A 26,326-nucleotide genomic window follows, 5' to 3' on the forward strand; every position below is an offset into this window, starting at 1 on the left:
CGCGCTATCCTCGAGCCTGATACGTCTCCGCGGGCGACACCGCCGGCGGCGCTATCCGTTCCGGCTCGTGGCTTGAACCCTTGTCCGGCCGGCGCCGCGCCAGCAGCCCCGACACGATCTGCCAAGCGAAGATCATGGCGACGATCCCGAGAATGGCCCCGCTGATCGGATGCTCGACGAACGTCATGAAGCTGCCGTGGCTGAGCAGCATCGCGCGCCGGAAATTTTCTTCCAGGATCGGTCCAAGGATGAAACCAAGCATCAACGGCGCAGGATCCAGGCTGAGCCGGAAGAAGATGTAGCCAAGCACGCCGAAGAGGGCCGTGGTGTAGATGTCGTCCAGGCTGTTGTTCACGCTGTAGGTGCCGACGCAGCAGAAGAACAGGATGGAAGGGAACAGCGCGCTGTAGGGAATCTTGAAGACCGTCAGCCAGTATCTGACCAGCGGAACGTTCAGGACGACTAGGAAGAGATTTCCGATCCACATGCTCGCGACCAGCCCCCAGAACAGATCCGGATGGTCCGCAATCATCGTGGGCCCTGGCTTGATGCCGTTGATGATGAAGGCCGCCATCATCAGCGCCATCACGGCATTCTCCGGAATACCGATGCTCATCAGCGGAATGAAGCTTGTTCGCGCGGCTGCTTCGTCTGCCGCCGCCTGGCCCGCAACGCCCTCGATCGCGCCCTGACCAATCTCGTCGCGGTACTTGCTGAATTTCTTGTCGATGGCGTAGGCCGCGAATTGAGCGATGACGGGACCGCCGCCCGGCAGAAGTCCGAGGAGCGATCCGGCGGCGCTGCCGCGGAGCGCGCTTGGAATGATGCGCTTGAACTCGGTCCAGTTGGGTATCAGCTTGATCTCACCGCGAAACGGCGACGTCTGCCGGTCCTTGTCCAGGTTCTTGGTGATCTCGGCAATGCCGAAGCAGCCGAGCGACAGGCTGACAAGCGCGATCCCGTCGTACAGCGACGGGAGGCCCATCGTGAATCGGAGCGTTCCGGTATTAACGTCGGTGCCGACGAGGCCGAGGAGGACGCCAACGAGGCACATCGACAGGCCGTCGAGCACGCTCCCGGTCGTCACGAGGCTAACGCAGAGGAAGCCGAGCAGCACGAGCGCGCAGTATTCGGTCGGGCCGAACATCAGGGCGACCTGGCTCAAGGGCGGCGCGAGCGATGCCAGAACGATCGTCGCGATCGTGCCGCCGATAAAGCTCGAAATGCCCGCCGTGAACAGCGCGAGGCCGGTCTTGCCCTTGAGCGTCATCTCATAGCCGTCGATGCAGGCGATGATGCTGGACGCGTGCGGCATCCTCATCGTAATGGCGCTGACATTGTCGCCGTACTGGGCGCCGTAATAGATCCCGGCCAGCATAATCAGCGCGCCGTCTGTCGGCAATGAGTAGGTGAGAGGCAGCAGAAGACTGATCGTCGCCAGCGGCCCCAGCCCCGGGAGCAGGCCCACCAGCGTGCCAATGGTGCAGCCCGCGGCGCAGAACAGCAGGTTGTTGAGCGTCAGGGCGTGACTGAAGCCGAACGAGAGGTTGGACAGGATATCCATGGTGACGACTCAATAGAGCGGGAGCTGCAGTCCGAGGCCGAGCTTCATCGCCAGCGCGACGGACGCGAGCACGGCGCTCAGCGCCAGAGCGCGCGACAGCTTGAAGTCGGAGGCTGCGTAGGAGGTGATGAGCACCATCACGACGAGGCCGACCAGCATGTTCACGTATTCGGAGAGCAGCACGAAGCTGAGCAGGCCGGCGGCCACCAGTGCGATGTTCCTCGCCTTGAATGCGAGTGCGTCGCCATTGATGATGCGGGCGCGCACGACGATCGCGAGGCCCACGAGGAAGAGCAGGGCAGAAACGACGAGCGGAAACATGCCAGGTCCCGCACGGCCCAGCGTACCCAAGGAATAGCCGCGGGCCTGCAGGCCGAAGAACAGGGCTATAGCGAGCAGGCTCAGCCCTTTTGCCAGATCTCGGTTGATTGTCATGTTTCCTCCGGGGGCGTGCACTTGAGATCGGCACATTGTCCCATGAGGAGGCAGCCCAGCCTGTGACGGACTTAGTCACGCGCATAGTCGTCTGGTCGGCTTCGATTTAATCAGAGCCGAGCCGGAACAGACCTGATGGGCTTCCTCCACTCGCATCCAGGATAGCTGCCGTGCTAGGGTCGAGATGCACCCGAATTCCATCTGCTGGAACGCGAGAAAATGGCGGCGGACCACAGCTACGACAGCCTGAATCGCTCGCTGGAGCGAGGCATCGCGATATTGCGGGCGTTCAAGCCGGGGGTTGCCGATCTCGGCAACGCCGAGATCGCGGAACGCACGGGGCTTGCCAAGGCGACCGTCAGCCGGCTGACGCAGACGCTGGTGAGCGGAGGGCTGCTACAGAGGGATGCGGGCCGCCGGGTCTACAGGCTGGCGCCGGCGGTCCTCAGTCTGGCGCACGCCATGCGCCTCAGCTCGCCGATGCTGTCGGTGGTTGCGCCCTTGATGCGGACCGAAGCATCGCGGCGTCGCGTCAATGTCGGGCTGGCCGCGGCGGACCAGGATATGATGGTTTACCTGGAGTCGTTTCGCTATCACCCACGATTGACCCATCGAACGGTGGTATCGGGCCAGCGTATTCCTGTCGAGCTCACCTCGCTGGGGCGCGCCTATCTATGGGCGCTAGAGCCCTCCGCCCGCGAACGGGAGTATGCCGCGATCGCAAAGCGGCGTCCAAAGACGTACAAGCGGCTCATTCGCGAGATCGAGCGATCCTTCACCGAACTGGACAAGCTCGGCTATTGCGCGGTCGGCTGGCAGCCCGGAGTGGTGGCCGTTGCGACGACACTGCCTTACGGCGCTGGTGAGCCGCATCTGATGAACATGAGCATCGGGAGCGTCGAGCCACTCGAAGAGGCCTCGCACAGGCTGGCGCCATGGCTGCTCGATCTGAAACGCCGCTGCCTCAATCGGCTCGAGCATGCAGCGACATCCGAGCTGAGCTGAGCTCGCGTCCCGCGCAGCTCAATTCCAATAGGTGGAATTGGGGTCGTCCCGGACGCGCCGTCGCATCGTAGTCTCCTCTGCAACAAGGTTCGGCGGCCTACGCCGGATGCGACGGAGGAAACCTGCAATGGCAGATCATCGCGTAGGACGACAAGTCATAATGCTGGCGAGCCTGGGCTTGGCCATCGTCGGCGCAATCCCGGGGGCGGCCCGGGCCGAGTATCCCGATCGACCGATCAAGCTCGTGGTTCCCTTCTCGCCCGGCGGCGGGACGGATCTGATCGCGCGAACGCTGGCGAAGCCGATGGCTGCGAAGCTCGGGCAATCGATCGTGGTGGAGAACAAGGCCGGCGCGGGCACCATCATCGGCTCGGATGCCGTCGCTCGAAGCCAGCCGGATGGCTACACGTTCCTGATCGCGACGCTCGCCCATTCAGTCAATCCGAGCCTTCACGCCAAGTTGCCCTACGACACGGAGAAGGCGTTCGCCCCGGTCACGCTCATCGGCACCTACCAGAACATTCTGGTCGTCAAGCCGGAGAGCCCGTTCAAGACCGTCGAAGACGTTATCAAGGCAGCCAAGGCAAGTCCTGGGAAGTACACCTATGCCTCGCAGGGCATTGGGACGTCGGCGCATCTGGCGGGCGAGCTTTTGAACAATCTTGCTCATATCGAGCTGACCCACATCCCCTACAAGGGCGCGGGCCCAGCACTGACCGATGTGCTCGGCGGTCAGGTCGATATGATGTTCGCGAGCAGCGCCGCAGTGTCCGGCTTCATCGCGAGCAAGAGCCTGCGGCCGATTGCCGTGACGGGCGCCAAGGGGCAGACCCAAGTGCCGGGCGTTCCCAGCGTCGAGGAGACCGTGCCCGGCTATGTGTTCGACAGCTGGTACGGCCTGTACGTGCCCGCGAAGACGCCGAAGCCCGTCGTCGACAAGCTGCTCGAGGCCGTCAAGTTCGCCGCGCAGGATCCGGACTTTCTCAAGCGGGCGCAGGATGAAGGCCTCCTGATGCGGGTCGGGACTCCCGAAGAACTCGACGCCTACGTCAAGGCGGACACCGTTCGCTGGCGCAAGGTCGTGACCGAAAACAAGATCAAACCGGAATAGGCACTATGGGCTCGGATATCGTTCTGAAGACTGTCAGCAGCGGCATTGCGACCGTGACGCTGAACCGCCCCGACAAGCGCAATGCCATGAGCGACGAGATGCGCTCGTTGCTGATCGAGGTGCTCGAGGAGATCGCTGCAGACAAATCGGTTCGCGCGCTCGTGCTCACCGGGGCCGGCAAGGGGTTCTGTGCCGGCGGCGATGTCGCCGGCATGAAGCGACGGATGGAGGCGCCGGCCGGGGAGGTTGGGTTCAATGGCTGGGCGCGTCAGCAGCGGGTGCACCAAGCCCAGATGTTGCTCCATACCATGCCCAAGCCGACCATCGCTGCCGTGAACGGGGCGGCGGCGGGGCTCGGAGCGGACACCGCGCTGGCGTGCGACTTCATCATCGCGAGCCCGTTTGCGAAGTTCGCGTGGTCATACATCCTGCGAGGTCTCATCCCGGACGGCGGAGGCATGTACTTCCTGCCGCGACGCGTCGGGCTTCCGAAGGCGAAGGAACTGATCTTCACCGGTCGGCAGGTCGGTGCCGACGAGGCCGTTCAACTCGGCCTCGTCGATCGCATGAGTTCGCCCGAGACGTTGCTTCAGGATGCGCAAGCTTGGGCACGCGAACTCTCCGCCGGGTCGAGCACTGCGATCGCTCTCGGAAAAGCCATTCTCAATCGGTCGTTCGAGACTGAGGCCAACAACATCTTTGCGAGCGGAAGCCAGGCGCAGGGTATCTGCTATACCAGCACCGAGCATCGCGAGTCGGTCCTCGCATTCCTCGCCAAGTCGAGCAACTGACGAGCGCAGCCGATGTCCCTGGATGCTTTGTTCAATCCCCGCAGCATTGCCATCGTCGGCGCCTCCGCGGACGCCACCAAGACGGCCGGTCTGCCGGTCCGGTTCTTGCGGCAGCAGACGTACGAGGGTGAGATTTTCCCGGTCAATCCGCGCGTGGCCGAAATCGACGGTCTTCGGTGTTACAAAAACATCGAGGCTCTGCCGGTCTCGCCTGATGTCGCGATGGTGCTGCTGGGGTCGGCTCACGCGGTGCAGGCGGTGCGCGAACTGGCCGCCAAGGGGACGAAGTACGCGATCGTCCTGGCAGGCGGATTTGGCGAGAGCGGAGAAGACGGACTTGAGCGCCAGCAGCAGCTTCGTGATGCGGCAGGCGACATGCGCATTCTCGGACCGAACACGATTGGCCTCGTGAACGTCTCGAACGCCGTGCCACTGTCGGCAAGCGGTGCGCTGTCGGCCGGCACGCTGCTGAAGGGCTCCGTCAGCGTAGTCTCCCAGAGCGGCGGAATTCTCGGCGCATTGCTCTCGCGGTTGACCGCGAATGGCGTCGGGCTTTCCAAGCTGATTGCGACCGGCAACGAGGCGGATCTCGAAATTTCCGACTTTGTGGAGCATCTTGCCCATGACCCGGACACAAGGGTGATCGCTCTCTACATCGAGGCGATCCGGCATCCCGCGAAGTTCCGTCGCGCGGCGCGCCGGGCGCGAGAGGCGGGCAAGACGATCGTTGCCTTGAAGATCGGCCGGTCGGCAGCCGGCGCACGCGCCGCCGCCTCGCACACCGGCGCGATGGCCGGCACGGACCGGACCTATGATGCGTTCTTCCGTGATCTCGGCATCATCCGAGCGCAGACCTTCGGCGACCTTGTCGACATCCCCGCTGCGTTGGCGACGCAGCCGGCATTGAGGGGACGCCGTGTCGCGATCCTGACGTCGACCGGCGGGGCAGGGACCCTCATCGTCGACAGCTTAGGCCTGAACGGATTCGAAGCGCCTGATCCGGACACGAGGACCGCGGCGCAGCTCGCCGCCCTCATGCCCGATGGTCCATTGTCATTGAGGACCAATCCGATCGACGTCACCCTCGCAGGACTGCAGCCGGCGATCCTGAAGGGCTGCATCGAAACGCTGCTGGACAGCGCTGCCTACGACGCCCTGGTGGTGATCGTCGGGGCTACGAGCGTGCGCAATCCCGAGTTGATCAGCAACGCCATCCGCGAAGCAAAGTCGGTGGGCCTGAAGCCTTTGCTGGCCTATGTGAGCCCGCATGCGCCGGAAGCCGCGTCGCGATTGACCGCCCAGGGCGTTCCGACCTTCAGCACGCCCGAAGCGGTCACCGTTGCTCTCAATGCGCTGTGGACCGTTGGACGCCCGCTCCGTCGGCTTGAAGGAGCTCAGCCGCGCCCGGCCGTCGACATTCCCCACGATTGGATTGGTTCGCTCGACGAGCATAGGGCCAAAGCGCTGTTCGCAAGGTTTGGCATTCCCGTCGTGCGCGAAAAGATCGTCGCAAATGAGTCCGAGGCCCGGGAGGCGGCGCAAGCGTTTGGTGGCTCTGTCGTCCTGAAGATTCTCTCATCGACGATCACCCACAAGAGCGATGTCGGGGGCGTGGCCGTCGGGCTCGATGCCGCCACGGTCGGGGCTGCTCTCGATCGGATGCGGGAGGTCGTCACGGCCAAAGCGGGACGCGCGCCGGAAGCGTTCATTGTGCAGGAGATGGTCCAAGACGGCGGATTGGAGCTGATCCTCGGCTGCCACCGCGATCCACTCGGTCCGGTCTTGCTGCTCGGTATGGGAGGCGTCACGGCCGAGCTCATGAACGACACGGTCATCCGGCTGCTGACCTCCGAGGCTTCGTTTTCGCACGACCTCGCGCTGGAGATGGTTCAAGAACTCAGGTGCTGGCCCTTGCTCGATGGATATCGAGGCCGCCTCAAACTCGACGTCGATGCGCTGGTCAGCGCGGTCGTCAATTTCGCCGCGATGGCCGTCGCGCTCGACGGGCGCATCGTCGAGGCCGAAATCAATCCAGTGTTTGTTCTTCCGGCAGGCGCGGGCGTTCGCGCCGCCGACGCGGTGGCCGTATTGACGGGCCGTCGGAAGTCGCAAGAATGATCTTTCCGAGGGGATTCCTTGTTTGGAAATGCCTGTTAAGCAATTGATATTACTAGAGGTTAATTCAGCCATTTTTGCAGGCTGAAATCACTCCATGATCAAGCATGTTGCGATTCCGCCATTCGTAGGACTGATCCCGCCCGTGCATGCGCACAACCGAAGGGCGCCGCGGCCGGCCTGATTTCGGGATTTTGTCTGGATCAGAGATATGGGACTGAGGCAGCGATATCAGGCGGATTTTCTTTTCCTCTCGAATGATAATGAATAGATCTCGGGGGGAGGGGGAGACGCGTGAATCGCCCCCCCGCTACCAACGGTCACCCCCCCACCCGAACGTTTCAGCAACGGTCCCGGCAACGTCAAATCAGACAAGGATGTCTTGATCTCGATTGCGAGTTCGTCGGTCCCCGGAGGTGCAAAAACCGTAACGGCTTGGACCAGTTGGCGCAGCGTTGTCACGAGTTCGGGCTATTTCCGCCTATCTGCTGACTATCACAGCTATGAACGTCGCTGTCGGAACTGCGACTGCCGTTGCGACATATTTATGTGGGCTTGGAGACCCCTTGTTGTGGGGCGCCGCCGCTTTCCTGCTCAACTACGTGCCAATTCTGGGGCCGCTGTTGGGCACGCTCATATTCCTACTGGTCGGGATATTGAGCTTCGACAGCTTGTGGTGGGCCTTGCTGCCGGCGACCCTCTACTTCCTTATCCACCTCGCCGAAGGCGAAACCCTGACCCCTATGCTGCTTGCGCGTCGCTTCACCCTGAACCCCGTGCTCGTGATCTTGTCCCTGGTGTTCTGGTTCTGGATGTGGGGCGTGCCGGGTGCGATCCTGGCCGTTCCGATGCTGGCCATCCTGAAGATCGTGAGCGATCGCGTGCGTCCGCTCAAGGCCTTGGGTCACGTGCTCGAAGGATGGTCGGTCGCAAATCCGGTGTAATCGAAGATTTCAGGAAGGCCGCTTGGCGTCGGCCGCGCTGGCTTGCAGGGGAACGCTGGAGGCATCGAAGGCTTGCATTGCATGCAAGTCTACGCTGACGCGCACCATGCGTGAATGGCTCACGAAGGGCGACGTTACGGTCGTCTGACGGCCGGAGCAACGCGTCTAAGGCGCTAGGCGGTCATCTCGTCCGTCCACACTTTGAAGCTGATCAAGGTATTGATGAAGCGAGCCGCGAATCCCAAGCTGCGGACGGCTTGAAGCATCAGGACCGCAAAGTCCCGACACGTGCCTTTCCCCAGTTGAAGTGTTGTGGTGGGAGGCTGGGCCCAGGCGCGGTGCTGCGGTCGTAAGCGAAGCCATCAGAAGCGAGCTCGCATTTCGAAGGACGGCTGGTCAGCCGTCCTTCGGTGTCTCGTAATCGCCTGCCCTGCGGCCGGCCAAATCGCTCAATCTTCGATGATATAGACGATCTCGTGGGTGCGCGGGCGCAGAACGATGTACTTGCCGTGCACCAAAATGAAATCATATCCACGCCATTCCGGATAGATTTCGACGATCCGTGTTGGCATAGGGTGATAACGGACACCCGCAGGTACAGCCGTTCCGATCGAGATATTGAAGTTTACGTTTGTTACCTCGTCGACCTTCTCTTGCTTCATCGCCGAGGTAATCTGAGTACGCTTTTCCGCAGGAGGCGCTGCTGTCGCCGAGGTTGCCGCATTGCCGGTCGTTCGATTGTCCGAGCTTGAGGGCTTGGTCTCGGCAGTCGGCGACGTAGAGGCCTTCGAGCTCGCAGCCGAATCGGAGGAGTTCGTCTTGCTGTCGGCCTTCTCGCTCGCCGTCTTGTTGGTGGGACGCGATGTCGTTTCAGTGGTCGGACTCTTCATGTCCTTTGACGTCGTGGCCGGCGCTATGGCCTCCGAGGCCTTCGAACGGCCATCAGCTTTCATCTCGCCAGTCGTCTTTGCATCCGGTTTGCCTTGCGCATGCTGAGGCGTCAACTCTTTTGACCCCGCCCCGGAGGGGGGCGTCTCGGCGCCCTTTACAGGAGGTGCATTCATCGTCCCGGCGGCGTCAGTTTTCGGCGAAGCAGCCGTCGGAGAGTCCTTCGGTGCTGCTTGACCGGCGCCTTGTGCTGACGCAAGCCCGGTCGTAGCCAAGAGGGCCGCAACGGCCGCAGAGACCATTAATGACTTCCTCATTTGATTTTTTCCAATGCAAATTCAAGATATGCCGACGACGGTCGGCCATAGAGTGCAACGACCCCAACACTCTATAGTTCCGAATCCTACAAGTTGGATCCAAGACTGGAAAATGGCTCGAGTGAAAGCGCATTGCTCTACAATGATCACTTTCAGCTTCGACCCTCACGTCGCCAGGACCTGCAATGCAGAGGGGGCGTCTGCCTTCAAGTCCCGAATCCCCCCTGTTCGTCATCTGCGGCGAGCGATGGCGATTCCCAGCAGGAAGGCGACGAGTAACGATCCAAGAGGGGCTTCGCGCGCTATATTGCTCAAGATGCTAAGCGGCATCCCTGGTTTCCGGCCTGCTTCGATCGCGCCTTCAACCCGATTGGCGGCGCCTTTCACAGCTTCGGAGACCTCCGCCATGGTGGACTTCTGCTCCACAGCAGGATCCACGCCGGCTTGGGGAGGTGGGGCAAGCGGGATATCATCACTCATGATTCAATCTCCAAACCAACATTCAGGCGTGAGCTGAGCGAATGCGGTCGCTTTGGCAGCCGCGCGGGCAAGAACCATCAATGGGTGGAGACCTAACAGGCAGGATCGGGCGTTGTTCCGGCCCTGTATGAAAGCTCGATGTGCGATCGTAACGGGCGAGCCAAGGGAGGCCACCTTGAAAGGGCGCGGGCTGAAGTTTCATCAGCAGGGGCTCGCGCAGCGCTCACGACTCCCTGGTAGAGGCCCAGTCGGAGCGACATCCTAAGCGTCTTACTGCCCCGAGGTTGGTGGCACCACGTTTTACGCAGGCGGAGCGCCTGTTTTGGTACCACGCTCCTGCGTTCCTGAATTCGGACCTGCAGGACCGTCATCCGGTGCTGCAGTCCGCAAATACGACCCGGCGTCGAGGGATGAGCTAAACCGATCCCTAGGCGCGCCGGCGAGAAAATGGTTTTCAAGTTCGATTTCGATCGGCTTTGCCGCGCCGGCCGGATAGATCTTGCCAAGGAGATGGAGTGGCCCGCCGATCGCGGTGAAGACCATCGGGGTTATGACATTCGGTCACTCGAAACGGACGGCGAGGAGCGACTGATGGAGATCAAAACCACCAACGGCACGCGCGGAGTCGATTCTGGTTGTCACGTAATCAGTACGAAGTTGCCGCTCAGAACCCGTCGAATTACCGCGTCCGGAAAGTCTTCCATTTCCAAAACGGCGCTCAGATGTTTGAAATCAAACCACCGCTCGACGCCAGCCGACGACTCATCCCGGACAAGTACGTGGCTATGCCCAGGTAAACTATTTCGCGGTGCCGTAGGCTCGAACCTGTTTGGACAAGCCGTCAGCCAATGGAGCTATGGCTCTCTGCCCCCGGAGGTTGTCAGAGAAGGCTATTCATTCAGGAAATTCATTGAGTCTGCTTCTCTCGCATGCTCTCAGACCGCCCCTCGGCTACGTTGATCGGCAACTGTCACGATCAAGAGATCGCATGCCAATGCTTTGGCATGCTCTGCGGCCACATCAATTGCGCGACATGCGCCCCCGGGATCGGTTGCCACTATGATGTTCGTCATCAGAGTGTTCCCTGGGCAATTTCACGATTCCGCCGGCGATGAACGACTCAGTGATCTGACCCAGGCATGCTGGGCAACAGGACAGGCCCCGGGTGAAAGTCTTAGGGCACATTCGGCCGGTAGCGATCGGCGTCTCGCACGCGACTATCTATGATACAGGCCGACCAGGGTGGCCTCGGCAAGGGTGAACTTGCGCGCCTCGCGTTCGACGTCGCGGCACGAAGCATTCGTCCGTACATTCAGATGATCCGTCGAGAGCGCAAGGAGCCGGAAATGATAGTGGTGGACACCGTGTCCCGGCGGAGGACACGGTCCTCCATATCCAATCTTCCGGAAATCGTTGGTGGCCTGCTTCAGCCTTGCGCTCTGAGCTGCGCCGTCCACAAGCCCGGTCTGCGTGGGTGGAATGTCGTAGGCCGCCCAGTGATGCCAGGTACCGCCGGGGGCATCGGGATCGTCGCAGAGCAGGACATAACTCCGGGTTCCCTCGGGGGCGTTGGCCCACTGCAGGTGTGGGGAGAGGTTTTCGCCGTCACAGGTGAAGCGTCGCGGAATGATCGATCGATCGACAAAAGCGCCGGATAGGAGTTCCATGGTTCTCTCCTAGCTTGAGGTGGGGATAGGCGCCGCGGTGCGCAGATATCGGCCGAACCACTGGCCGGCATAGTCGATGACAGCGTTCATCGCGCCCGGCTCTGGAAACAGGTGCGTTGCGCCAGGAATGATTTCCAGCGCCGTTGGCCCGCCAAGCCGGGTGAGCGCCCCCTCGTTCAGCTCGATCACGCCGGAGTCGGCGCCGCCCACGATCAGCAGGGTTGGCGCATGGATATGGAGCAAGGCCTCGCCAGCCAAATCCGGACGGCCGCCGCGGGAGACCACGGCGGCAATTCGATGAGGCAATTGAGCCGCTGCGACAAGGGCGGCCGCGGCGCCGGTGCTGGCGCCGAACAATCCGATCGGGAGGCCGGCAATCGCTGGTTTAAGGCCTTGAAGCCAGTCGACGGCTGCGACCAGCCGTTTTCCAAGCATTCCGATATCGAAAACGTTCGAGCGGTCATGCTCTTCTTCCGGCGTGAGAAGATCGAATAGCAGCGTCGCAAAGCCGCGCTCGTTCAGCCCCTGCGCGACTGCAATGTTCCGGATACTGAATCGGCTTGAGCCGCTGCCGTGTGCAAAGACGACCAGACCACGTGCATTTTCCGGCAGGGTCAGCGTCCCTGCCAGCCCATACGGCGGAATGACAACGTCGAACGCCTGATCGATCTTCATGACGCGTCCGCTCTGGGTCAACCCTGGAGGTTTCTGAGTTGGGCCGGAAAATGGGCCATCAATTTCTCGAATTCGCCGGGATCCAGCTTTTCCCATAGCACTTCGTAGATTCCACGCGCGGCCGCGAGAGGATCGATGGGAAACCGCGGTGGAAGCTCTCTGCCAACATGCGCGACAAATTCGTCGAGGTGCCGTTCCTTGGTCGGAGTCGTCGCCATATGCCAGCCCTCGTAGTAAATGCCGCGCACTATGATCGGTAGCTGCGCGCCGAGCTTAGCTGCGACCTCCGGCGGCAGGCGGTCGCGCAGTGCGTGCAGGACGGCTCGCAACGCATTGTAGGCATGGTGGCGGCTTTCCAGAGCCAACTGCTCATCGATCGCTTTGAGCCATACATTGGTTTCCTGAACCGAATGATCCAACGCAGTCACACCCATTGATGTGCTCATGGTGTTGCTCCCGGGACAGAGACGAATGGTCGATTAGTGGCAGCCTGACCTGGGCCTGCTTTGACGTGCCGCAAAGTTCCCCGCGGGCGGGCAACAAAATGAGCGCCACCGGGCGTTCAGGACTGGCGGTTGAAGTGAAGGCATCGGGCGGGTTGATTTCGCTCAAGGCCGTGCGCGCGCGGCGGGCTCAGATTGGCCACCTTTCGAGAACCTGACGCCGTCTCCGGAGCTGCAGCACATTTCCGAGCTGGAGAGGCGCTTCGGTCGAGCAACCGCAGGGCGCGTCATCGTGCGAGGCCCTGGCGAGCATCACAGGACGGGTGGTCAGTACAGGTAGGCATCCGGCTCGCTCTTCCCGACGGGCGCGAAGTCAACGTGGGACGGACGCCCAAGGAGGATGAAAGGTATGCCGACCCCGACCGTTGCAGTGGACGACGCATTCAAGCGGGCGCGGCAGCAACTGCAGGATCGGGTGCTTTTGATGCAGACGAAGCACCACCAAGGAGAGCCGGTCGGCACCGTGCTACGGATCGATCCTGGCGGTGAATCCGGGTTCCTTGAGGCGGATGACGGCCACGAGATTTATTTCAATTGCAACAGTGTTCTGGAAGGCCGCGCTAACATCGCCGTCGGTGCGCGTGTCAGCTATGTCGAGGAGATCGGAGACAAGGGGCCTCAGGCCAGCACGGTCAAGCTCTTAAGCAAACACGGCATGCGGACGTAGGTGGTACCTCATCTCAATTGGTGGGGCGCCAATAATGGAGAGTAGCTTTCCTATCGCATTGACGCGGAGCGATCGGTTGCGCCTGTTTGCCTTGAATGGCAGCACGGAGCTGGGCGAGCAGATTGCGTCGTCATTGGGCTGCAAGCTGCCGGCCCAGGAAGAGCGCAGCTTTGAAGACGCCGGGCAGCGCTATCTCGTTCGGTTAGTCCCAGCCTAAATGGAGAGCACCTTCTGCCAGAAATTCCTGACAATTGCAGTCTTTGGCTTCCGGCGGTACAATCCAACTACCCAGCCGAGGGTTTGCGCGATGGAGCGTTTCATTCACAATGAGAATATCCGCCTTTACCGAAAGCTCCTCGAAGAAGAAAAGAACGAGGACAAGCGGGCCATCATTCGAAAGCTCTTAGCCGAGGAAGAAGCCAAAGACGTGCCGGCGAGCCAGAGAGGCCAGAACGACAAGTCAAAACACACATAGTGTCACACGCCCGCCTCATCAACGGACGCCATTCTTCCATCGCTGGCGCGCGCAGCAGGGTCTCCTGCACCAGATCATCGGCGCGGTCGGCATTTCGGCACAGTGAAATTGCGAAAGCACGAAGACTTGGGATTGCAGCCAGCATTGGATCGTGGGACGCCGACACTGGACTTGGAGGGACGCTGTTTCGCCGGTCGAGCTGCAGAGCTAAGAAAACCGGTCGCGGGATGGAGGGGATAGACAAGGCGGGTGCTGGTTGAGTTACGACGAGGCCGATTGCGAGCAACTCCGCAGAGCCGGTCGAACGAACGGCAATCATAAAATATGCTCCAGGTGTCCTCATCCGGCGGGCACCGCGTCTTTTTGGCAGGTAGTTGATTGAGTTCCCGTAGGGTACGCCGACCCCAAATAACCATGCGTAAGCTCAGGCACGTCGGTAGACACTCGATGTGGCGGCTCAGCAATACCGATAGCCGATGACTAGGCCGGGCGATCGTGTCCCCAAGCGTGGTGTAGCTGGCGGCCCACCGCGTTCGCCGGCTGGAGCCGGGCCTGTCAGCTGGCGATAGCCGTGAGGCTGACGTTCGGATCATCGCTCAATGGCGCGATGGTTTCCAGCGTCATGTAGCGGGCGCGTTGGACCGCCCATTCATCGTTCTGTTCGAGCAGGACAGCTCCGATGAGGCGGACGATAGCGTCCTCATTGGGGAAGATGCCGACCACCTCGGTGCGCCGTTTGATCTCGCCGTTGAGGCGTTCGATCGGATTGGTGGAGTGCAACTTGGTCCGATGCTGCGGCGGGAACGTCATGTAGGCAAGCACGTCGGTCTCGGCCTCGTCGAGGAAGCCGGCAAGCTTGGGCAGCTTGGGACGGAGCTGATCGGCGACCTTGCGCCATTGGGTGCGAGCGGCCTCGGCATCGTCCTGGGCAAAGGCCGTGGCGATGAAGGCGGAGACCACGCGCCGTCCGCTCTTGCCGGCATGAGCCAGCACGTTCCGCATGAAGTGGACGCGGCAGCGTTGCCAGCTGGCGTTGAGCACCTTGGTCACGGTGGCCTTGATGCCCTCGTGGGCGTCGGACACCACCAGCTTGACGCCGCGCAAGCCGCGGCGGGCCAGCTTGCGCAGGAAGGCGGTCCAGAACGTCTCGGCCTCGGACGGCCCGATGTCCATGCCGAGAACCTCGCGCCGGCCGTCGCTGTTGACGCCGACTGCAACGATCACCGCGACGGAGACGATGCGCCCCTGCTGGCGCACCTTCACATAGGTGGCGTCGATCCAAAGATAGGGCCAGTCACCCTCGATTGGACGGCCGAGGAAGGCCTTCACTTTGTCGTCGATCTCGCCGCACAACCGACTGACCTGGCTCTTGGAGATGCCGGTCATGCCCATCGCCTGCACCAGATCGTCGACCGAACGGGTCGAGACGCCCTGAACGTAAGCCTCCTGAACCACGGCGGTGAGCGCCTTCTCGGCCATGCGCCGCGGCTCCAGGAAGCCGGGGAAATAGGAGCCCTTGCGCAGCTTTGGGATGCGCAGCTCCACCGCACCGGCGCGGGTCTCCCAGATCCGGTCGCGGTAGCCATTGCGCTGGGCCAGACGTTCGGGGCTCTTCTCGCCATAGGCAGCCCCGGTCTGGCTCTCGACCTCCAGCTCCATCAGGCGCTGGGCCGCAAAGCCGATCATCTCGCGCAGCAGATCGGCGTCTGGGGTCTTCTCTACCAGCGTGCGCAGGTTCATCATGTCTTCGGTCATCGGTGGTTCCTCGGTTGCGTTGGCGTGTCGCAACCCGATCCTACCGGAGAACTGCCGGTGACCACCGCAAAGCCGCCCGCCCGCTACGGCGCTATTTGGGAGCGCGCGTCCGGGCGGCTTTGCTCCACCGAGCTACACCACCTCCGGGGACACGACCGGCCGGGCTTAGCGCCCCCGTCGGCACGTTCAATTCAGTCGAAGGCGATTGCAGCGCCGGCAGCATCCTTGAACGCCCAACTCAAACGGTGGCGGCGAGCTCGTGACGGTGACACACACAGAGCCGATTGACCCAGATCCATATTGCATCTTCAGATTGCCGATCTGATCTCGATGCCTCGAAGCGGGTCAAGTCCGCGGTCGTCAGAGATGGAGCGCAGCGATGAATTTCGTGCCGGCTTCGTTGCCGCAGCAACGTCAGCGCTCGCGGCCGATGTCACCGATGCAGGCGCAACGTTTCCGTTTCCGCTGTATTCCAAATGGGCCGACGCCTATCACAAGGAGACCGGAAACAATCTTAACTACCAGTCGATCGGGTCCGGCGGTGGTATCAAGCAGATCCAGGCCAAGACCGTTACATTTGGCGCCACCGACATGCCACTAAAGGCGGAGCAGCTTGAGAAGGATGGGCTGACGCAGTAGCCGATGGTGATGGGGGCAATCGTTCCCGTGGTCAATCTCGAGTCTGTAAAGCCTAGTGAGCTGGTGTTCAACGGCGAAACGCTGGCCGGCATCTATATCGGCAAAATCACGAAGTGGAATGACCCGGCGATCAAAAAGCTCAATCCCAATCTGAAGTCGCCGAACAAAGCCATCGCGGTGGTGCATCGTTCGGATGGTTCGGGCACGACCTTCAATTTCACCAACTACCTGTCCAAGGTCAGCGCGGACTGGAAGTCCAAGGTGGGCGAGGGGGCCGCCGTTGAGTGGCCGATCGGCGTCGGCGCCAAGGATAACGAGGGTGTCTCCGGGAACGTAGGCCAAACCAGGAATTCGATCGGCTATGTGGAGTACGCCTATGCCAAGCAGAATGGGATGACCTACACCGGAATGGTCCATTGGGCTGGCGCTGTCGCGCAGCCGAACATGGAATCCGTCCAAGCTGCCGCCTCAAATGCCGACTGGACCAGGGCCCAAGGCTACTACCTCGTCCTCACGGACCAGCCTGGCGAGAAGTCGTGGCCCATTACCGCATCCATCTTCATCCTAATGCGCAAGGAACCGTTTGACAAAATGGCTTCTGCGGAGGTCATCAAGTTCTTTAGATGGGCATTCGCGAAGAGCTCCAAGACCGCCGAGGACCTCGACTATATTCCTATGCCTGACAATGTGATAAAGTTAATCGAGCAGACTTGGTTGGTCGATATCAGGAGTTGAATGCAATCGCCGTCGGTCCCAAATGCGTCAAATACGACGCATTGATCAAGTCCGAATTGAACGCTATCCGAGCCCGCCGATCGACGGACGATCGTGACGACTAAGACTACTGCCTTCTCTTGTTGAGAACAATCCGGCAGATACACAGGGCCGACGACCCGAATGCATTGCTGCGGGACGTCGATAGGCAGTTGGATCGCGTAGCCGTCGCTCGCCATATCCACTTGCGAGACCAACGAGCAATCACCATATGCAGTCTATCGAGTTTCGCCGAACGACTTGGCCTCGCCGCTTAAAGCGCGCCTGACTGACGACCCTCCCTCCAGATCTCGAGTTCGCATGCTGCGCCAGTGCGCGGCACTAAACATCTATCTTAAAGGACGATCACCCATGAATACGGGAACTGTGAAGTGGTTTAACGGCCAAAAAGGCTTCGGCTTCATTCAGCCAGACCAAGGAAGCCAGGATGTCTTCGTTCATATCAGCGCGGTCGAACGTGCCGGCATGAGCACCCTTGATGAGGGACAGAAGGTTTCTTTCGACGTCGTTGCTGACCGCCGGACCGGCAAGTCTGCCGCAGAAAACCTGCGCGCTGCCTAAGCTCGCAACCGATGCTATCCTGCTTTGACCACGGATGTAATGGCAGAGCCTCTGGTTTCGCAACCCCGCGACCGGTTTCCGGCCGCGGGGTTTCTATTGATACCCGTCTATAAACGCGGCCCCATTGGCGCTTGATCCATTCTGTAGTGCGACCGTCGGTCAATGCGGCCGGAAGAGCGTTTGCCGACGTTGATCCAGGTCAGGAACACGAGCGCATCGTCTGCCCGCAGCCTGCAGTGATTGCGATGTGCGTTGTTCTGTATTGATTGCATATATTCGCGATCATTGCCGGGTATCATGTTCATGAAATAGAGCAAACAACTGTTGGTCGGTTCGCTCAAGAGCATCGCGCTGGCGATCAGACGGACCGGTGCAGTCGCGCCTAATCGATCTACATCTTCGTAGGACGTCGTGCATCTCGAGGGTGAGCAAAAAAGTGGCATTCGCCGTGAGCGCCCCCATATAAGATGGATGGCAAAATGGCAAAAATCGAGCGCGCGGCAACCGCACAAGACGAAGGCTGAGCTTCGTGAGATGCTAACCGATGCGGTCCGCAATACGCCCAGTTCGGGCCGGCGACCGGAGCCCCTGGTTAAACGCAACGGCATTGCGGATCGGGCGCCGGCTTGCGTCGATTAGTCGAACGCGGTCGCCGCAATAGTCCGTTCAACCGAGCAGAGTCTTTCGAAAATCCGCAAAGGAAAGGATCAGAATGCGCAAGCTGCCCGAACCCACCCAACAGGAGACCGGCGAGGGATCCCAAGAAGTTTTCTTTCAGATCGCGAATGGGAACGCGCGCCAGACTTGCGTTTTGCAAACCGCTTTTCCGACCAAATTGCAGGCGCATAAGTACCCTATGGCGAACTGGCCGACCATCGGAAAGATGGCGCGCGACGCTCTCGCGGCCGGGGCTATTGAAGACGGCGAGATCAGGCTCTTGGCGAGCTGAGCAGTCTGAAACGGAAGTGCGCGACGTCATATCTCAGAAGAAGACGCGGCGCTGTCGCTGGCTTCATTGAAGAGCGCTCTCAGCAAGCGCCACAGCTCGCGGTGGCCGGCGGTTTGGCCGCCTTGCATTAGATAGTCCGCAATATCCATGGTCGCTGTTTGGTACTCGACAGTACTCCCGGAGCCCGTGTCCGAATGCGCCACCTCTCGCTCGACATACAAGCGTTTGGTGTCTGTATCGAACACAAGGCTACAACGATCCTCCTGCGTGGTTTCGGGATCGGTTAGGCGACGATAAAGTAGTCTTCTTAGGAAGGCCATTTGCTGCTCCCGATGAGGACGGTGGGATAGTTGAGTGTCTTAGCCCAATAATGTTCGGTTCCCGTAAGGGCGTCACAAATCTCGATCTTGAGCATCGGGCAAGTGGATTTGAGTTTAAGACCCGATGTTTCGGCAGCTTCAGCTGTGTCGAACTCAGAGTTGAAGTGCCCGTCGACAATGATCACAGATCCTACCATCGGCGGCCTGTCCGCACGTGGCGCCGTTCGCTCGGGCTCGTCAATCAAGTGAACTGGCTTTTCACCCTCATCGTATCGCGGAAGTGCAGCAGGCGGCTCTTTCAGAGCCGACAGCGCAATCAGCCGCGGGATCTCATCACCGCGTCGGAAGAACGGGAATGACAAAACCCGGAGGCCGCAACCAGCTCCCCTGGTCCGGCTCTCCGGTTTGTCGCGAAGACTGTACAGGACTAGGCGGCCTTGCCGGCCGCGGTAGTCTTATCCGATAGGCTCGCGCTCGGTGGCCGCGACCTTCTCCGTCGGAGCGGTAGCGCCGCTTGCGCTTGTCCTGGTCTCGCCGTCCAATGTGTTGATACCGGCCGTTGCTGCGGGGGCGTTGCTCTTTCTCTCACTGCTCGGCGCGATCGGTGCCAAGGCAGGAGGCGCCGGCCTGTTGAAGCCAACGATACGAGTGGCATTCTGGGGCGCCTGCGATGGCACTGGCGGCCGGAATTGGTGCGGTTGTTGGCAAGGTTGCGTAAGCGCCCCTTTGCGGAGCCTTTGCCACAGCGGGGCAGCGCCCTGCGAAGCCTCTTGGCCTGCGTGCGGCGAAACCATGTGGTCCTGGTCGTCGTTGCTAGGGTCAAGCCTTGGCGAAGGCCTCAATCGCGTCAACCGGCGCGCGAAGCGAGTATTTCCGCGAGGCGCATCACATATCGCGCGTTCGAACCCGGGAAGCTTGCAGTCGTAGACATGGTCGTCTCCAAAAAGCCTTGCAGAATAATGATGCCGTTTCTCCCCAAACGGTTCTCATCCCGGTGATTTTTTTTGGCCTTCCCACTTCCCTAGCGACTGCGACCAACCAGCAGAGCCTGGCTACCAGGATGCGGAGCTCGCGAGTTGGGGCGGCACGCACCCGGCTCGACCTAGGCGAAGGATTGGATGAGATATCGTATGTTTAATTGGTGTGGGGAAAGGCGGTAGCGTTCCCCTGACTCGAACCCCCGATACCTCAGGATGGCGGCTCCTAATGTTGGATCGCAGGCGCGCCGACCTGCAGCGAGTTTTCAGCAGAGAAACTAAATCCAACCCGTGGGTGAGGGAGTGATCTTTGGGCCCGCTTCAAGTCGGACAGTCCAGAAAAGCGATTTCAGTTCGATCACGCCTGGAGCTGCCGTTGTTCGAACCCGCCTTTAAGTGTTCAACTGTCGAAACCCTTCGAAGCTGATTACCGTGTTCGCCCCACTCCAGATGAACTTATCACTTTCTTTTTTGTTTTCGGTTCCTGTCAGGCAACCCGCACCGAACGAATGGAATGAAGAGTTTCTGGCTTTAGATGCGTGTAGCGACGCAGCATTTTCCAATCTTTGTGCCCGGTGACAAGTGCAACCTGTTCAATGGAAAACCCTGCCTCGAAAAGACGACTCGTTCCCTCATGGCGCAGATCGTGAAAATGTAGGTCATCGATCTTCAATTGTTGGCACTGGCGGCGAAATGCCGTTCCAACGGATCGTCCGTTGTAAGGAAAAAAAGCCGGCCTTCTCGACTGTTCGAGAAGCGACCTTGCTCCTCAAGAATTTTGCACGCGTCATAGCCTGAGACATCTAGCAGGGAATTCGCTGATCGTTGCCATTCTTCCTTCGGGGATCTTTCCGATTTCGAATGAGGAGCATTCGATTGTCGGCGTCGAAGTCGCGCCATTCGACTCTCGCAATCTCATCTTGCCGCATAGCCGTTGCGATCGCGAATCGGATTACACGACCGACTGGAATTTGTTGCCGATTGTTTGATTCGAACGCTGAGATGATACGATCGAGTTCGTCTTGCGTGGGACGGCGGTTGCGCTCATCGCCTTTTCCGACGAGCCCGAGACGTCGAAGAGCTATTCGGGCGTGGTCGAGTGGTTCGGTTGACACAATGATGCCGTGTACTGCGGCGGCGTGAGACAGAATCGTTTTGATATATCCGAGATTGATCCCGACCGTCACCGGGCCGGCCCCCTCCAGCGCGCGCTCCTTTCCAAATTTGATGAACCGCTCTCGATCAAGCTCTGAAAGACGAAGATGCCCAAGTCTTTCGTCCAGGGAGATGAGGCTCGCAGTCTTGGAGCGACCAATGTTCTTTCCCACCTCGGCTAGATCTTGACGATGAAGCGTGACGAGATCGCCGAAGAGTTGGACGTCGCGGGACCTTTGCGTCGATGTCGGTTCTTGGCGGTCGATCCGCCGCTCGATATCGATGGCCCATTCGTCGGCGTCCTTTCGGCGGAGAAACGTCCCGTTGACATATTTTCCCTTTCGTCGGACTTGGGCTCTCCAAGAGCCGGATTTCAGTCTGGTGAAAGTTGCCACGTGTGTGCGCTCCGTGTGCACTGAGGCGGCGAAAAGCCGGAAAAAACATCGCGCTGTGGCGTAGGATAGAGTGCACACAAGGCGACCTAACGAATTGAATATGCTCGAAAAATGAAGCGATATCAATTACATAGATTTGCCGTGGCGCCTATGATGGATTGGACCGACCGGCATTGCCGGGTGTTCCATCGGCTGCTGTCGCGCCGGGCGCTGCTCTATACCGAGATGGTCACGACCAGTGCCGTGATACATGGCGACCGCCAGCGGCTGCTCGGCTTCGATCGAAGCGAGCATCCGGTGGCGCTGCAGCTCGGCGGCTCCGATCCCGGCGATCTCGCGACGTCAGCCAAGATCGGCGAGGAGTTCGGCTACGATGAGATCAATCTCAATGTCGGCTGCCCGTCGGACCGGGTGAAGGACGGCCGCTTCGGGGCCTGTTTGATGGCCGAGCCTGCGCTCGTCGGCGCCTGCGTCGCCGCGATGAAGCACGCCGTTCGCATTCCCGTCACGGTGAAGTGCCGCATCGGCATCGACGATCAGGATCCGGAAATCGCACTCGATATGCTGGCGGACGCGGTCGTCGACAGCGGCGCAGACGCGCTGATCGTGCACGCGCGCAAGGCGTGGCTGGACGGCTTGTCGCCGAAGGAGAACCGTGACGTCCCGCCGCTCGACTACGACAGGGTGTACCGGCTGAAGGCGAGGCTGCCGCACGTGCCCGTCATCATCAATGGTGGCATCGGCAGCATCGAAGCTGCGCAAGGTCATCTCGCGCATGTCGATGGCGTGATGCTCGGGCGAGCGGCCTATCAGGAGCCGTGGCGGCTGCTCGATGTCGATCCCGTCCTGTTCGGCGACGTCGCGCCGCATCGAACCATGAAGGGCGCATTGGCGGCGTTCGAGCCGTACATCGCGCGCCAGCTCGGGCAGGGCACGCGGCTGCACGCGATCACGCGGCATCTCGTCGGCGCCTATCACGCGGTGCCCGGCGCACGCGCGTTCCGCCGCCATCTCGCCGAGCGCGGCGTCAAGCCGGGCGCCGGCATCGAGGTGCTGCGCGAGGCGGTCGCGATGGTCGAGGAGCGCCCTGCGGTTGCTGCGCTGGCCTGAGCGGCTCAGGCCAGCGGCGGCAGTTCGACAACGGCCTGTCGCGCGACCGGATTGCAGGCTGCCACGAGGCTCAGCCCCTCAGCTGCGATCGGGAAAGCCGTGCAGCATCAGCCGGTCGGAGCGCACTTCCCAGCGCTCCAGCCGGTCGAGGAAGCTCATGCCGAGCAAGTTGGTCTTCATCTGGCCGTGCGGTACCACCAGCGCCGGAACCGAGCGTTCCACCAGTTTGCCGATCGCGAGCCGGTCCAAGGTCAATCGCGCCGCCTTGGTGTGGCCGCCAGCGGTCTCGACGTCGACGTCGTAGGCGAGCAGTTCGAGCGGCAGGCCTGCGGCCTTGGCGGTCTCGTAGGTCAGAACCACCGATGTGGCGCCGGTGTCGACCACCATCGGCGCGGTGACGCCGTTGATCTTGGCGCGCAACGCGAACTCGCCGCCTCTGGTGCGCTCGATCTCGACCGCGTTGGTCGGAGGACTCGCCTTGGCCCTCAGCGCGCGGCTGCGCAGAACCTCCGACACTGTGTCGCTCGCGAGCGCCGCCTGCTCGGGATCCTTGTAGACGATCACGGCGCCCGCGGTGAGCACCATGGTGACGAAAACGAGCACGACCTTGTTCATGCCGCGCCTCCCGTCGGCACGGAGGCGCTCAGCCGCGCCGACGCGCCAGCGCGGGCAGACCGGCGTCGTGCATGCGGGACGGCAGCCCGTCCATCAGCGCCAGCCGCTCGTCGGTCGACATGCGGCCCCAGCGGGCGATCTCCGGCAGCGTGCGTCCGCAGCCGAAGCAGAGTTTCGTCTTGGGGTCGATCATGCAGACGGCGATGCAGGGCGTATCCTGGCTCATGGCGCGAGTTTGAAAGGTTCTGACACTGTCGTGCAAGTGCAATCATCTCACAGTCCCGTTCCGGCATTCATGATCGGCTTGCGCACCCGGCGCTTCTCCTGAGCGGGGGCGATCGCATGCTCCGGCTGCAATGGCGGTGCCTCGTCCGACAGCGGAGCGAGCGCCGACATCACCCGCTCCGGCGGGAAGGTGACGATCACCTCGGTGCCGATGCGGACCTTCGATTTCAGCGTGAACGTGCCACCATGCATCTCGATCAGATTCTTGGCGATGGGCAAGCCTAATCCCGCGCCCTGTTCGGCCGACTTGATCGAGTTGGAGCCCTGGCCGAACGACGCGAGCACGATCGGAATCTCGTTCTCGGGGATGCCCGAGCCGGTGTCCTTGACGCTGAGATATTGTCCGCCCGAGGCCGTCCAGCCAGCCTTCAGCCAGATGTCGCCACCCTGCGGCGTGAACTTGATGGCGTTGGAGAGCAGGTTGAGCACGACCTGGCGGATCGCGCGCTCGTCGGCCCACAGCCGCGGCATCTTCTGCTCGAACACCTCGTGAATGGTGATGCCGCGGCTCGTTGCGCGCAGCTTCAGCAAATGGTGGCAGTCGGCGATCACGTGCACCAGCGCCACGGCTTCCTCGTTCAGCTCGTAGCGGCCGGCCTCGATGCGCGAGAGATCGAGGATCTCGTTGATGAGGTTGAGCAGGTGGACGCCCGAATTGTGGATGTCGGCCGAATATTCCTTGTAGACCGGCACCGCATGGACGCCGAAGATCTCGCTCTTCATCACCTCGGAAAAGCCGAGGATGGCGTTCAGCGGCGTCCGCAGCTCATGGCTCATCTGCGCAAGGAAGCGCGACTTGGCGACGTTGGCGGCCTCCGCGCGGTAGCGTGCCTCGTCGGAGATCGCCTTGGCCTGCTCGAGTTCGCCGATCAAGGCGTCCTTCTCGGCGCGCGCTTCGAGCGTGGCCAGCGTCGTCGCATGCAGCTGATGGGCGAGCAGCACGAAGTAGCCTTCGGCGGCGACGGCGAACCCGGCGAGCAGGTAGTTGTCGAACGTGCCCGACAGCGCGAGGCTGAGGGTGATGGCGACCGTCATCGGTGCGGTGACGGCGACGGCGGCGACGGGCAGGTTGGCGGCGAGCATGCTCGAGACCGCGATCACCAGCAGCATCAGGAACATCATCAGCGTGCCCGACACCGCCGCGAGCGCCGGATGGATCAGGATCGCCATCCAGCAAACGCCGTAGAGCAAGTCGAGCAGCACGAAGCGCGTGCGCCAGCGCCGCGTCGCCGCCAGCGACGGCTGGTCGGCGAGGAAGTTCGAGCAGTTGCGCACGATCGCGGCATGAATGCAGAGCACGCCGAGCGTCCATGCGCCAGCCGCGATCGTATGCAGCCAGACGCTGAGCATCAGGCCGGTTGCGACCACCAGCAGCACGACGATGTAGGAGGCGGAGATGCGGGTCTGTGCGTATTGGCGCAGCAGCTCGCGATCGAAGGCCGGACGTGTTCCCGACGTCGACGTTAACCGGTCGCGCGCCTCGCGCACCCGCTGCTGCGCGGCCCGGCGCTGGCTTGCTGGTGCAAGCGCCGGCGGATCTGCCGGAAGCTCGACGACCTCAGGCTTTTCAGCGGGTTTACTCATCAAACAACACAAATCCTGCCCGCGAGGTACGGGCTGCTTTCTGCATTGTCTATAACTGGGCCCAAATCCTTAAGACGGATTATAGACAACGAAAAATTTGCGTTAACCGCGCGTTAAATTAACGATTGTGGCGAGGCTCAGCGGAGCTGCATTCGCAGGCGGCGCCAGCCGATCACCACGCCCGTGACGCTGAAGACGAGGCCGATCGCGCAGAGGCCGACGATGAAAACCGTGCGCAGCGCCGCATGGGCGAGCAGGGCCGGAAAGTCGAGCGTGTGCAGCGCCTGATAGAGCCACCGATAGGCGCGTCGGGACGGATCGAGCTTCTCGAGCACCGCGCCGGAGGCGGCGTCGACATGATACCAGGTGTCGCCGCAGATCACGCGATGGACCGGCGCGCCCGGCACATCGGAGACGAACGGATAGTCGTCGCCCGGCTCGACTTCGGTCGAGCGCCCGCAATCGCCGCGCAGGCGCGACACCGCGGCATTGACGTCGGCCGGCTGCAGGAAACGGCCGACGATGCGTGCTGATGCGCCGTCCAGCACCGAAATCTGCTGCTGGCTCGGCGCGCGCCGGATGCGCTGATAGAGGCGGCCGCCGAAGGCGAACCACTCGATCTCGCGGACCTCGCCATGCACCGCCGCGAGCGCCGCCGTCGCCAGGCCGGTCCAATCCGGTGCGCCGACGAGAATGGCTTGCTCGGACGGCGTCAGATGGCCGGTCGCAAATAGCCTGCCATGGTCCATCGACAGCCAGCCGCTGACCATCCAGGTCAGCACGAACTGCATGCAGATCAGGCTGGCCCAATGATGCCAGAGGTGCCAGCCGTGGTAGCGCGAGCACAGCCGCGCCTTCCGATATCTCAGCCGCATCGGGCCGAGCAGCGCGCCGCTCACGGCGGCGATGACCGCCACGAGCGACAGCCACCACACGACGGCGTTCCAGGCCGCCCAGTCCTTGCGCAGGACGGTCGGATAGATCCAATGGACGACGCTGCCGACGTAGTTCCAGGCGCGTTCGGACCGTGTCGTGTCGAGCACGACCTCGCCGGTGATCGAGGACACGTAGAGTTCGGTGCCATTGGGATCGTTGAGCGCGATCCGGTGCAGCGGACGATGCACGTCGAAACGGTTCGGCACCGTCCATTGGTCGTAGTGCTCCAGTGAGGCGATGGTGGCGCCATCGGCCTCGAGCCCGCGCCGCCGGGCTGCCGTGCGCGCGATCGACAGCACGAGGTCGGGGGCGCTCACATCGGCCGCGGCCAGCGTGTCTGCACGAATGGCCGCGCTGCGGCCGGCGGCCGAGATGACATAGACCGGACCATCCACGCGCTGCATCAACCGGATGCGGTCGGGATGATCGATGCCACCTGCGACGAGGGCCTCCGCGGGACCGTGCAGCGACAGGGCGGTGTCGAGCACGGGCAGCGCGGCGAAGCGCTCGCTCTCGGTCTGCGCCGGGAACGGCACGTAGTGCATCACGATCCCGGTCGCGAACCACAGCACGAACAGCGGACCCAGCGGGATGCTCAGCCAGCGGTGCGTGAGGATCAGCGCCCGGATCATGC

25 protein-coding genes and 5 pseudogenes are annotated in these 26,326 nt (G+C 61.6%); 13 read left to right on the forward strand and 17 right to left on the reverse strand.

From position 1 onward, the window contains the following. Positions 1-4: 4 nt before the first annotated feature. Together QX094_RS32805 and QX094_RS32810 are read right to left on the reverse strand one after the other, a co-directional pair. Positions 5-1,564 (reverse strand): tripartite tricarboxylate transporter permease, encoded by a 1,560-nt coding sequence (locus QX094_RS32805; protein ID WP_316164941.1) that lies wholly within the window; start codon positions 1,562-1,564, stop codon positions 5-7. 9 nt (positions 1,565-1,573) lie between these two features. Beyond that, positions 1,574-1,999, reverse strand: a complete 426-nt coding sequence (locus QX094_RS32810) for a tripartite tricarboxylate transporter TctB family protein (RefSeq protein WP_316164943.1) — start codon at positions 1,997-1,999, stop codon at positions 1,574-1,576. 219 nt (positions 2,000-2,218) lie between these two features. On the opposite strand from QX094_RS32810, the gene QX094_RS32815 reads away from it, so the two are divergent. From QX094_RS32815 to QX094_RS32835, 5 genes and pseudogenes are all read left to right on the forward strand, one after another. Next, the gene (locus tag QX094_RS32815; protein WP_316164945.1) at positions 2,219-3,004 is read left to right on the forward strand and encodes an IclR family transcriptional regulator; all 786 of its coding nucleotides are present in this window, start codon (positions 2,219-2,221) and stop codon (positions 3,002-3,004) included. A 160-nt stretch (positions 3,005-3,164) separates the two neighbouring features. Beyond that, the gene (locus QX094_RS32820; RefSeq protein WP_316164946.1) at positions 3,165-4,115 is read left to right on the forward strand and encodes a tripartite tricarboxylate transporter substrate binding protein; all 951 of its coding nucleotides are present in this window, start codon (positions 3,165-3,167) and stop codon (positions 4,113-4,115) included. Between the two features lie 5 nt (positions 4,116-4,120). Then, positions 4,121-4,906: an enoyl-CoA hydratase/isomerase family protein gene (locus QX094_RS32825; RefSeq protein WP_316164947.1), complete on the forward strand. Its 786-nt coding sequence runs from the start codon at positions 4,121-4,123 to the stop codon at positions 4,904-4,906. A gap of 12 nt (positions 4,907-4,918) precedes the next feature. Next, the gene (locus tag QX094_RS32830) at positions 4,919-7,024 is read left to right on the forward strand and encodes an acetate--CoA ligase family protein (protein WP_316184370.1); all 2,106 of its coding nucleotides are present in this window, start codon (positions 4,919-4,921) and stop codon (positions 7,022-7,024) included. Between the two features lie 470 nt (positions 7,025-7,494). Further along, positions 7,495-7,965: pseudogene (locus QX094_RS32835) on the forward strand (AI-2E family transporter); the annotation flags it as partial. Positions 7,966-8,174: 209 nt separating this feature from the next. Here the strand turns inward: QX094_RS32835 and QX094_RS32840 are convergent. The 3 genes and pseudogenes from QX094_RS32840 to QX094_RS32850 form a co-directional block, all read right to left on the reverse strand. Then, a pseudogene (locus QX094_RS32840) lies at positions 8,175-8,296 on the reverse strand (transglutaminase domain-containing protein); the annotation flags it as partial. Positions 8,297-8,414: 118 nt separating this feature from the next. Beyond that, complete coding sequence (locus tag QX094_RS32845) at positions 8,415-9,155, reverse strand: DUF1236 domain-containing protein (RefSeq protein WP_316184368.1); 741 nt, start codon at positions 9,153-9,155, stop codon at positions 8,415-8,417. Between the two features lie 246 nt (positions 9,156-9,401). Beyond that, positions 9,402-9,650: a hypothetical protein gene (locus QX094_RS32850; protein ID WP_316170864.1), complete on the reverse strand. Its 249-nt coding sequence runs from the start codon at positions 9,648-9,650 to the stop codon at positions 9,402-9,404. A gap of 447 nt (positions 9,651-10,097) precedes the next feature. Here QX094_RS32850 and QX094_RS32855 point away from each other — a divergent pair, with 447 nt between their 5' ends. Beyond that, on the forward strand, positions 10,098-10,610 hold the full coding sequence (locus QX094_RS32855) for a protein NO VEIN domain-containing protein (RefSeq protein WP_316184366.1): 513 nt from the start codon (positions 10,098-10,100) through the stop codon (positions 10,608-10,610). 257 nt (positions 10,611-10,867) lie between these two features. Here QX094_RS32855 and QX094_RS32860 read toward each other — a convergent pair whose 3' ends face one another. Genes QX094_RS32860 through QX094_RS32870 form a run of 3 tightly spaced genes read right to left on the reverse strand, consistent with a single transcriptional unit; the run spans position 10,868 to position 12,438 of the window. After that, positions 10,868-11,317: a YbhB/YbcL family Raf kinase inhibitor-like protein gene (locus QX094_RS32860; protein ID WP_316164954.1), complete on the reverse strand. Its 450-nt coding sequence runs from the start codon at positions 11,315-11,317 to the stop codon at positions 10,868-10,870. Positions 11,318-11,326: 9 nt separating this feature from the next. Beyond that, positions 11,327-11,992: a dienelactone hydrolase family protein gene (locus tag QX094_RS32865; protein ID WP_316184365.1), complete on the reverse strand. Its 666-nt coding sequence runs from the start codon at positions 11,990-11,992 to the stop codon at positions 11,327-11,329. A 17-nt stretch (positions 11,993-12,009) separates the two neighbouring features. Further along, positions 12,010-12,438, reverse strand: a complete 429-nt coding sequence (locus QX094_RS32870) for a DUF2267 domain-containing protein (protein ID WP_316184363.1) — start codon at positions 12,436-12,438, stop codon at positions 12,010-12,012. A gap of 406 nt (positions 12,439-12,844) precedes the next feature. Between QX094_RS32870 and QX094_RS32875 the strand changes: the two genes are divergently transcribed. Then, entirely contained in the window at positions 12,845-13,162 is a 318-nt protein-coding gene (locus QX094_RS32875) for a hypothetical protein (protein ID WP_316184361.1), read from the forward strand. Between the two features lie 217 nt (positions 13,163-13,379). Beyond that, positions 13,380-13,637 carry a hypothetical protein gene (locus QX094_RS32880; RefSeq protein WP_316164959.1) on the forward strand — a complete coding sequence of 86 codons (258 nt, stop codon included), beginning with the start codon at positions 13,380-13,382 and terminating at the stop codon, positions 13,635-13,637. Between the two features lie 40 nt (positions 13,638-13,677). On the opposite strand, the pseudogene QX094_RS32885 reads toward QX094_RS32880, so the two are convergent. Next, a pseudogene (locus QX094_RS32885) lies at positions 13,678-13,782 on the reverse strand (sigma factor); the annotation flags it as partial. 410 nt (positions 13,783-14,192) lie between these two features. Next, positions 14,193-15,392, reverse strand: a complete 1,200-nt coding sequence (locus QX094_RS32890) for an IS256 family transposase (protein WP_315714240.1) — start codon at positions 15,390-15,392, stop codon at positions 14,193-14,195. Between the two features lie 366 nt (positions 15,393-15,758). Between QX094_RS32890 and pstS the strand changes: the two are divergent. The 3 genes and pseudogenes from pstS (at position 15,759) to QX094_RS32905 (ending at position 18,315) form a co-directional block, all read left to right on the forward strand. Next, a pseudogene (gene pstS / locus QX094_RS32895) lies at positions 15,759-16,766 on the forward strand (phosphate ABC transporter substrate-binding protein PstS). Positions 16,767-17,156: 390 nt separating this feature from the next. Next, a complete protein-coding gene (locus tag QX094_RS32900; protein ID WP_271568181.1) occupies positions 17,157-17,366 on the forward strand; it encodes a cold-shock protein in 210 nt (69 codons plus the stop codon). Positions 17,367-18,078: 712 nt separating this feature from the next. Next, positions 18,079-18,315: a hypothetical protein gene (locus QX094_RS32905; RefSeq protein WP_315758976.1), complete on the forward strand. Its 237-nt coding sequence runs from the start codon at positions 18,079-18,081 to the stop codon at positions 18,313-18,315. Between the two features lie 26 nt (positions 18,316-18,341). Here QX094_RS32905 and QX094_RS32910 read toward each other — a convergent pair whose 3' ends face one another. Further along, a complete protein-coding gene (locus QX094_RS32910; protein WP_316170862.1) occupies positions 18,342-18,635 on the reverse strand; it encodes a hypothetical protein in 294 nt (97 codons plus the stop codon). 480 nt (positions 18,636-19,115) lie between these two features. On the opposite strand from QX094_RS32910, the pseudogene QX094_RS32915 reads away from it, so the two are divergent. After that, positions 19,116-19,353 (forward strand): annotated as a pseudogene (locus QX094_RS32915) (VIT1/CCC1 transporter family protein); the annotation flags it as partial. A 746-nt stretch (positions 19,354-20,099) separates the two neighbouring features. Here the strand turns inward: QX094_RS32915 and QX094_RS32920 are convergent. Together QX094_RS32920 and QX094_RS32925 are read right to left on the reverse strand one after the other, a co-directional pair. Then, positions 20,100-20,285 (reverse strand): tyrosine-type recombinase/integrase, encoded by a 186-nt coding sequence (locus QX094_RS32920; protein ID WP_315776922.1) that lies wholly within the window; start codon positions 20,283-20,285, stop codon positions 20,100-20,102. Between the two features lie 130 nt (positions 20,286-20,415). After that, positions 20,416-21,162: a tyrosine-type recombinase/integrase gene (locus QX094_RS32925; RefSeq protein WP_316188459.1), complete on the reverse strand. Its 747-nt coding sequence runs from the start codon at positions 21,160-21,162 to the stop codon at positions 20,416-20,418. A 111-nt stretch (positions 21,163-21,273) separates the two neighbouring features. On the opposite strand from QX094_RS32925, the gene dusA reads away from it, so the two are divergent. Next, positions 21,274-22,272, forward strand: coding sequence for a tRNA dihydrouridine(20/20a) synthase DusA (gene dusA, locus QX094_RS32930; RefSeq protein ID WP_316184354.1), 999 nt, complete (start codon positions 21,274-21,276; stop codon positions 22,270-22,272). Positions 22,273-22,350: 78 nt separating this feature from the next. On the opposite strand, the gene QX094_RS32935 is transcribed toward dusA, so the two are convergent. The 4 genes from QX094_RS32935 to QX094_RS32950 form a co-directional block, all read right to left on the reverse strand. Beyond that, positions 22,351-22,887 (reverse strand): TIGR02281 family clan AA aspartic protease, encoded by a 537-nt coding sequence (locus tag QX094_RS32935; RefSeq protein WP_315717625.1) that lies wholly within the window; start codon positions 22,885-22,887, stop codon positions 22,351-22,353. A gap of 28 nt (positions 22,888-22,915) precedes the next feature. Next, on the reverse strand, positions 22,916-23,113 hold the full coding sequence (locus QX094_RS32940) for a DUF1289 domain-containing protein (RefSeq protein ID WP_316184352.1): 198 nt from the start codon (positions 23,111-23,113) through the stop codon (positions 22,916-22,918). A 47-nt stretch (positions 23,114-23,160) separates the two neighbouring features. After that, complete coding sequence (locus QX094_RS32945) at positions 23,161-24,756, reverse strand: HAMP domain-containing sensor histidine kinase (RefSeq protein WP_315717627.1); 1,596 nt, start codon at positions 24,754-24,756, stop codon at positions 23,161-23,163. Positions 24,757-24,893: 137 nt separating this feature from the next. Further along, positions 24,894-26,324, reverse strand: a complete 1,431-nt coding sequence (locus QX094_RS32950; protein ID WP_316188460.1) for a PepSY domain-containing protein — start codon at positions 26,322-26,324, stop codon at positions 24,894-24,896. Between the last annotated feature and the right edge of the window lie 2 nt (positions 26,325-26,326).

The organism is Bradyrhizobium sp. SZCCHNS1050 (genome assembly GCF_032484785.1).
In the GTDB taxonomy this organism is placed as follows: Bacteria; Pseudomonadota; Alphaproteobacteria; order Rhizobiales; family Xanthobacteraceae; genus Bradyrhizobium.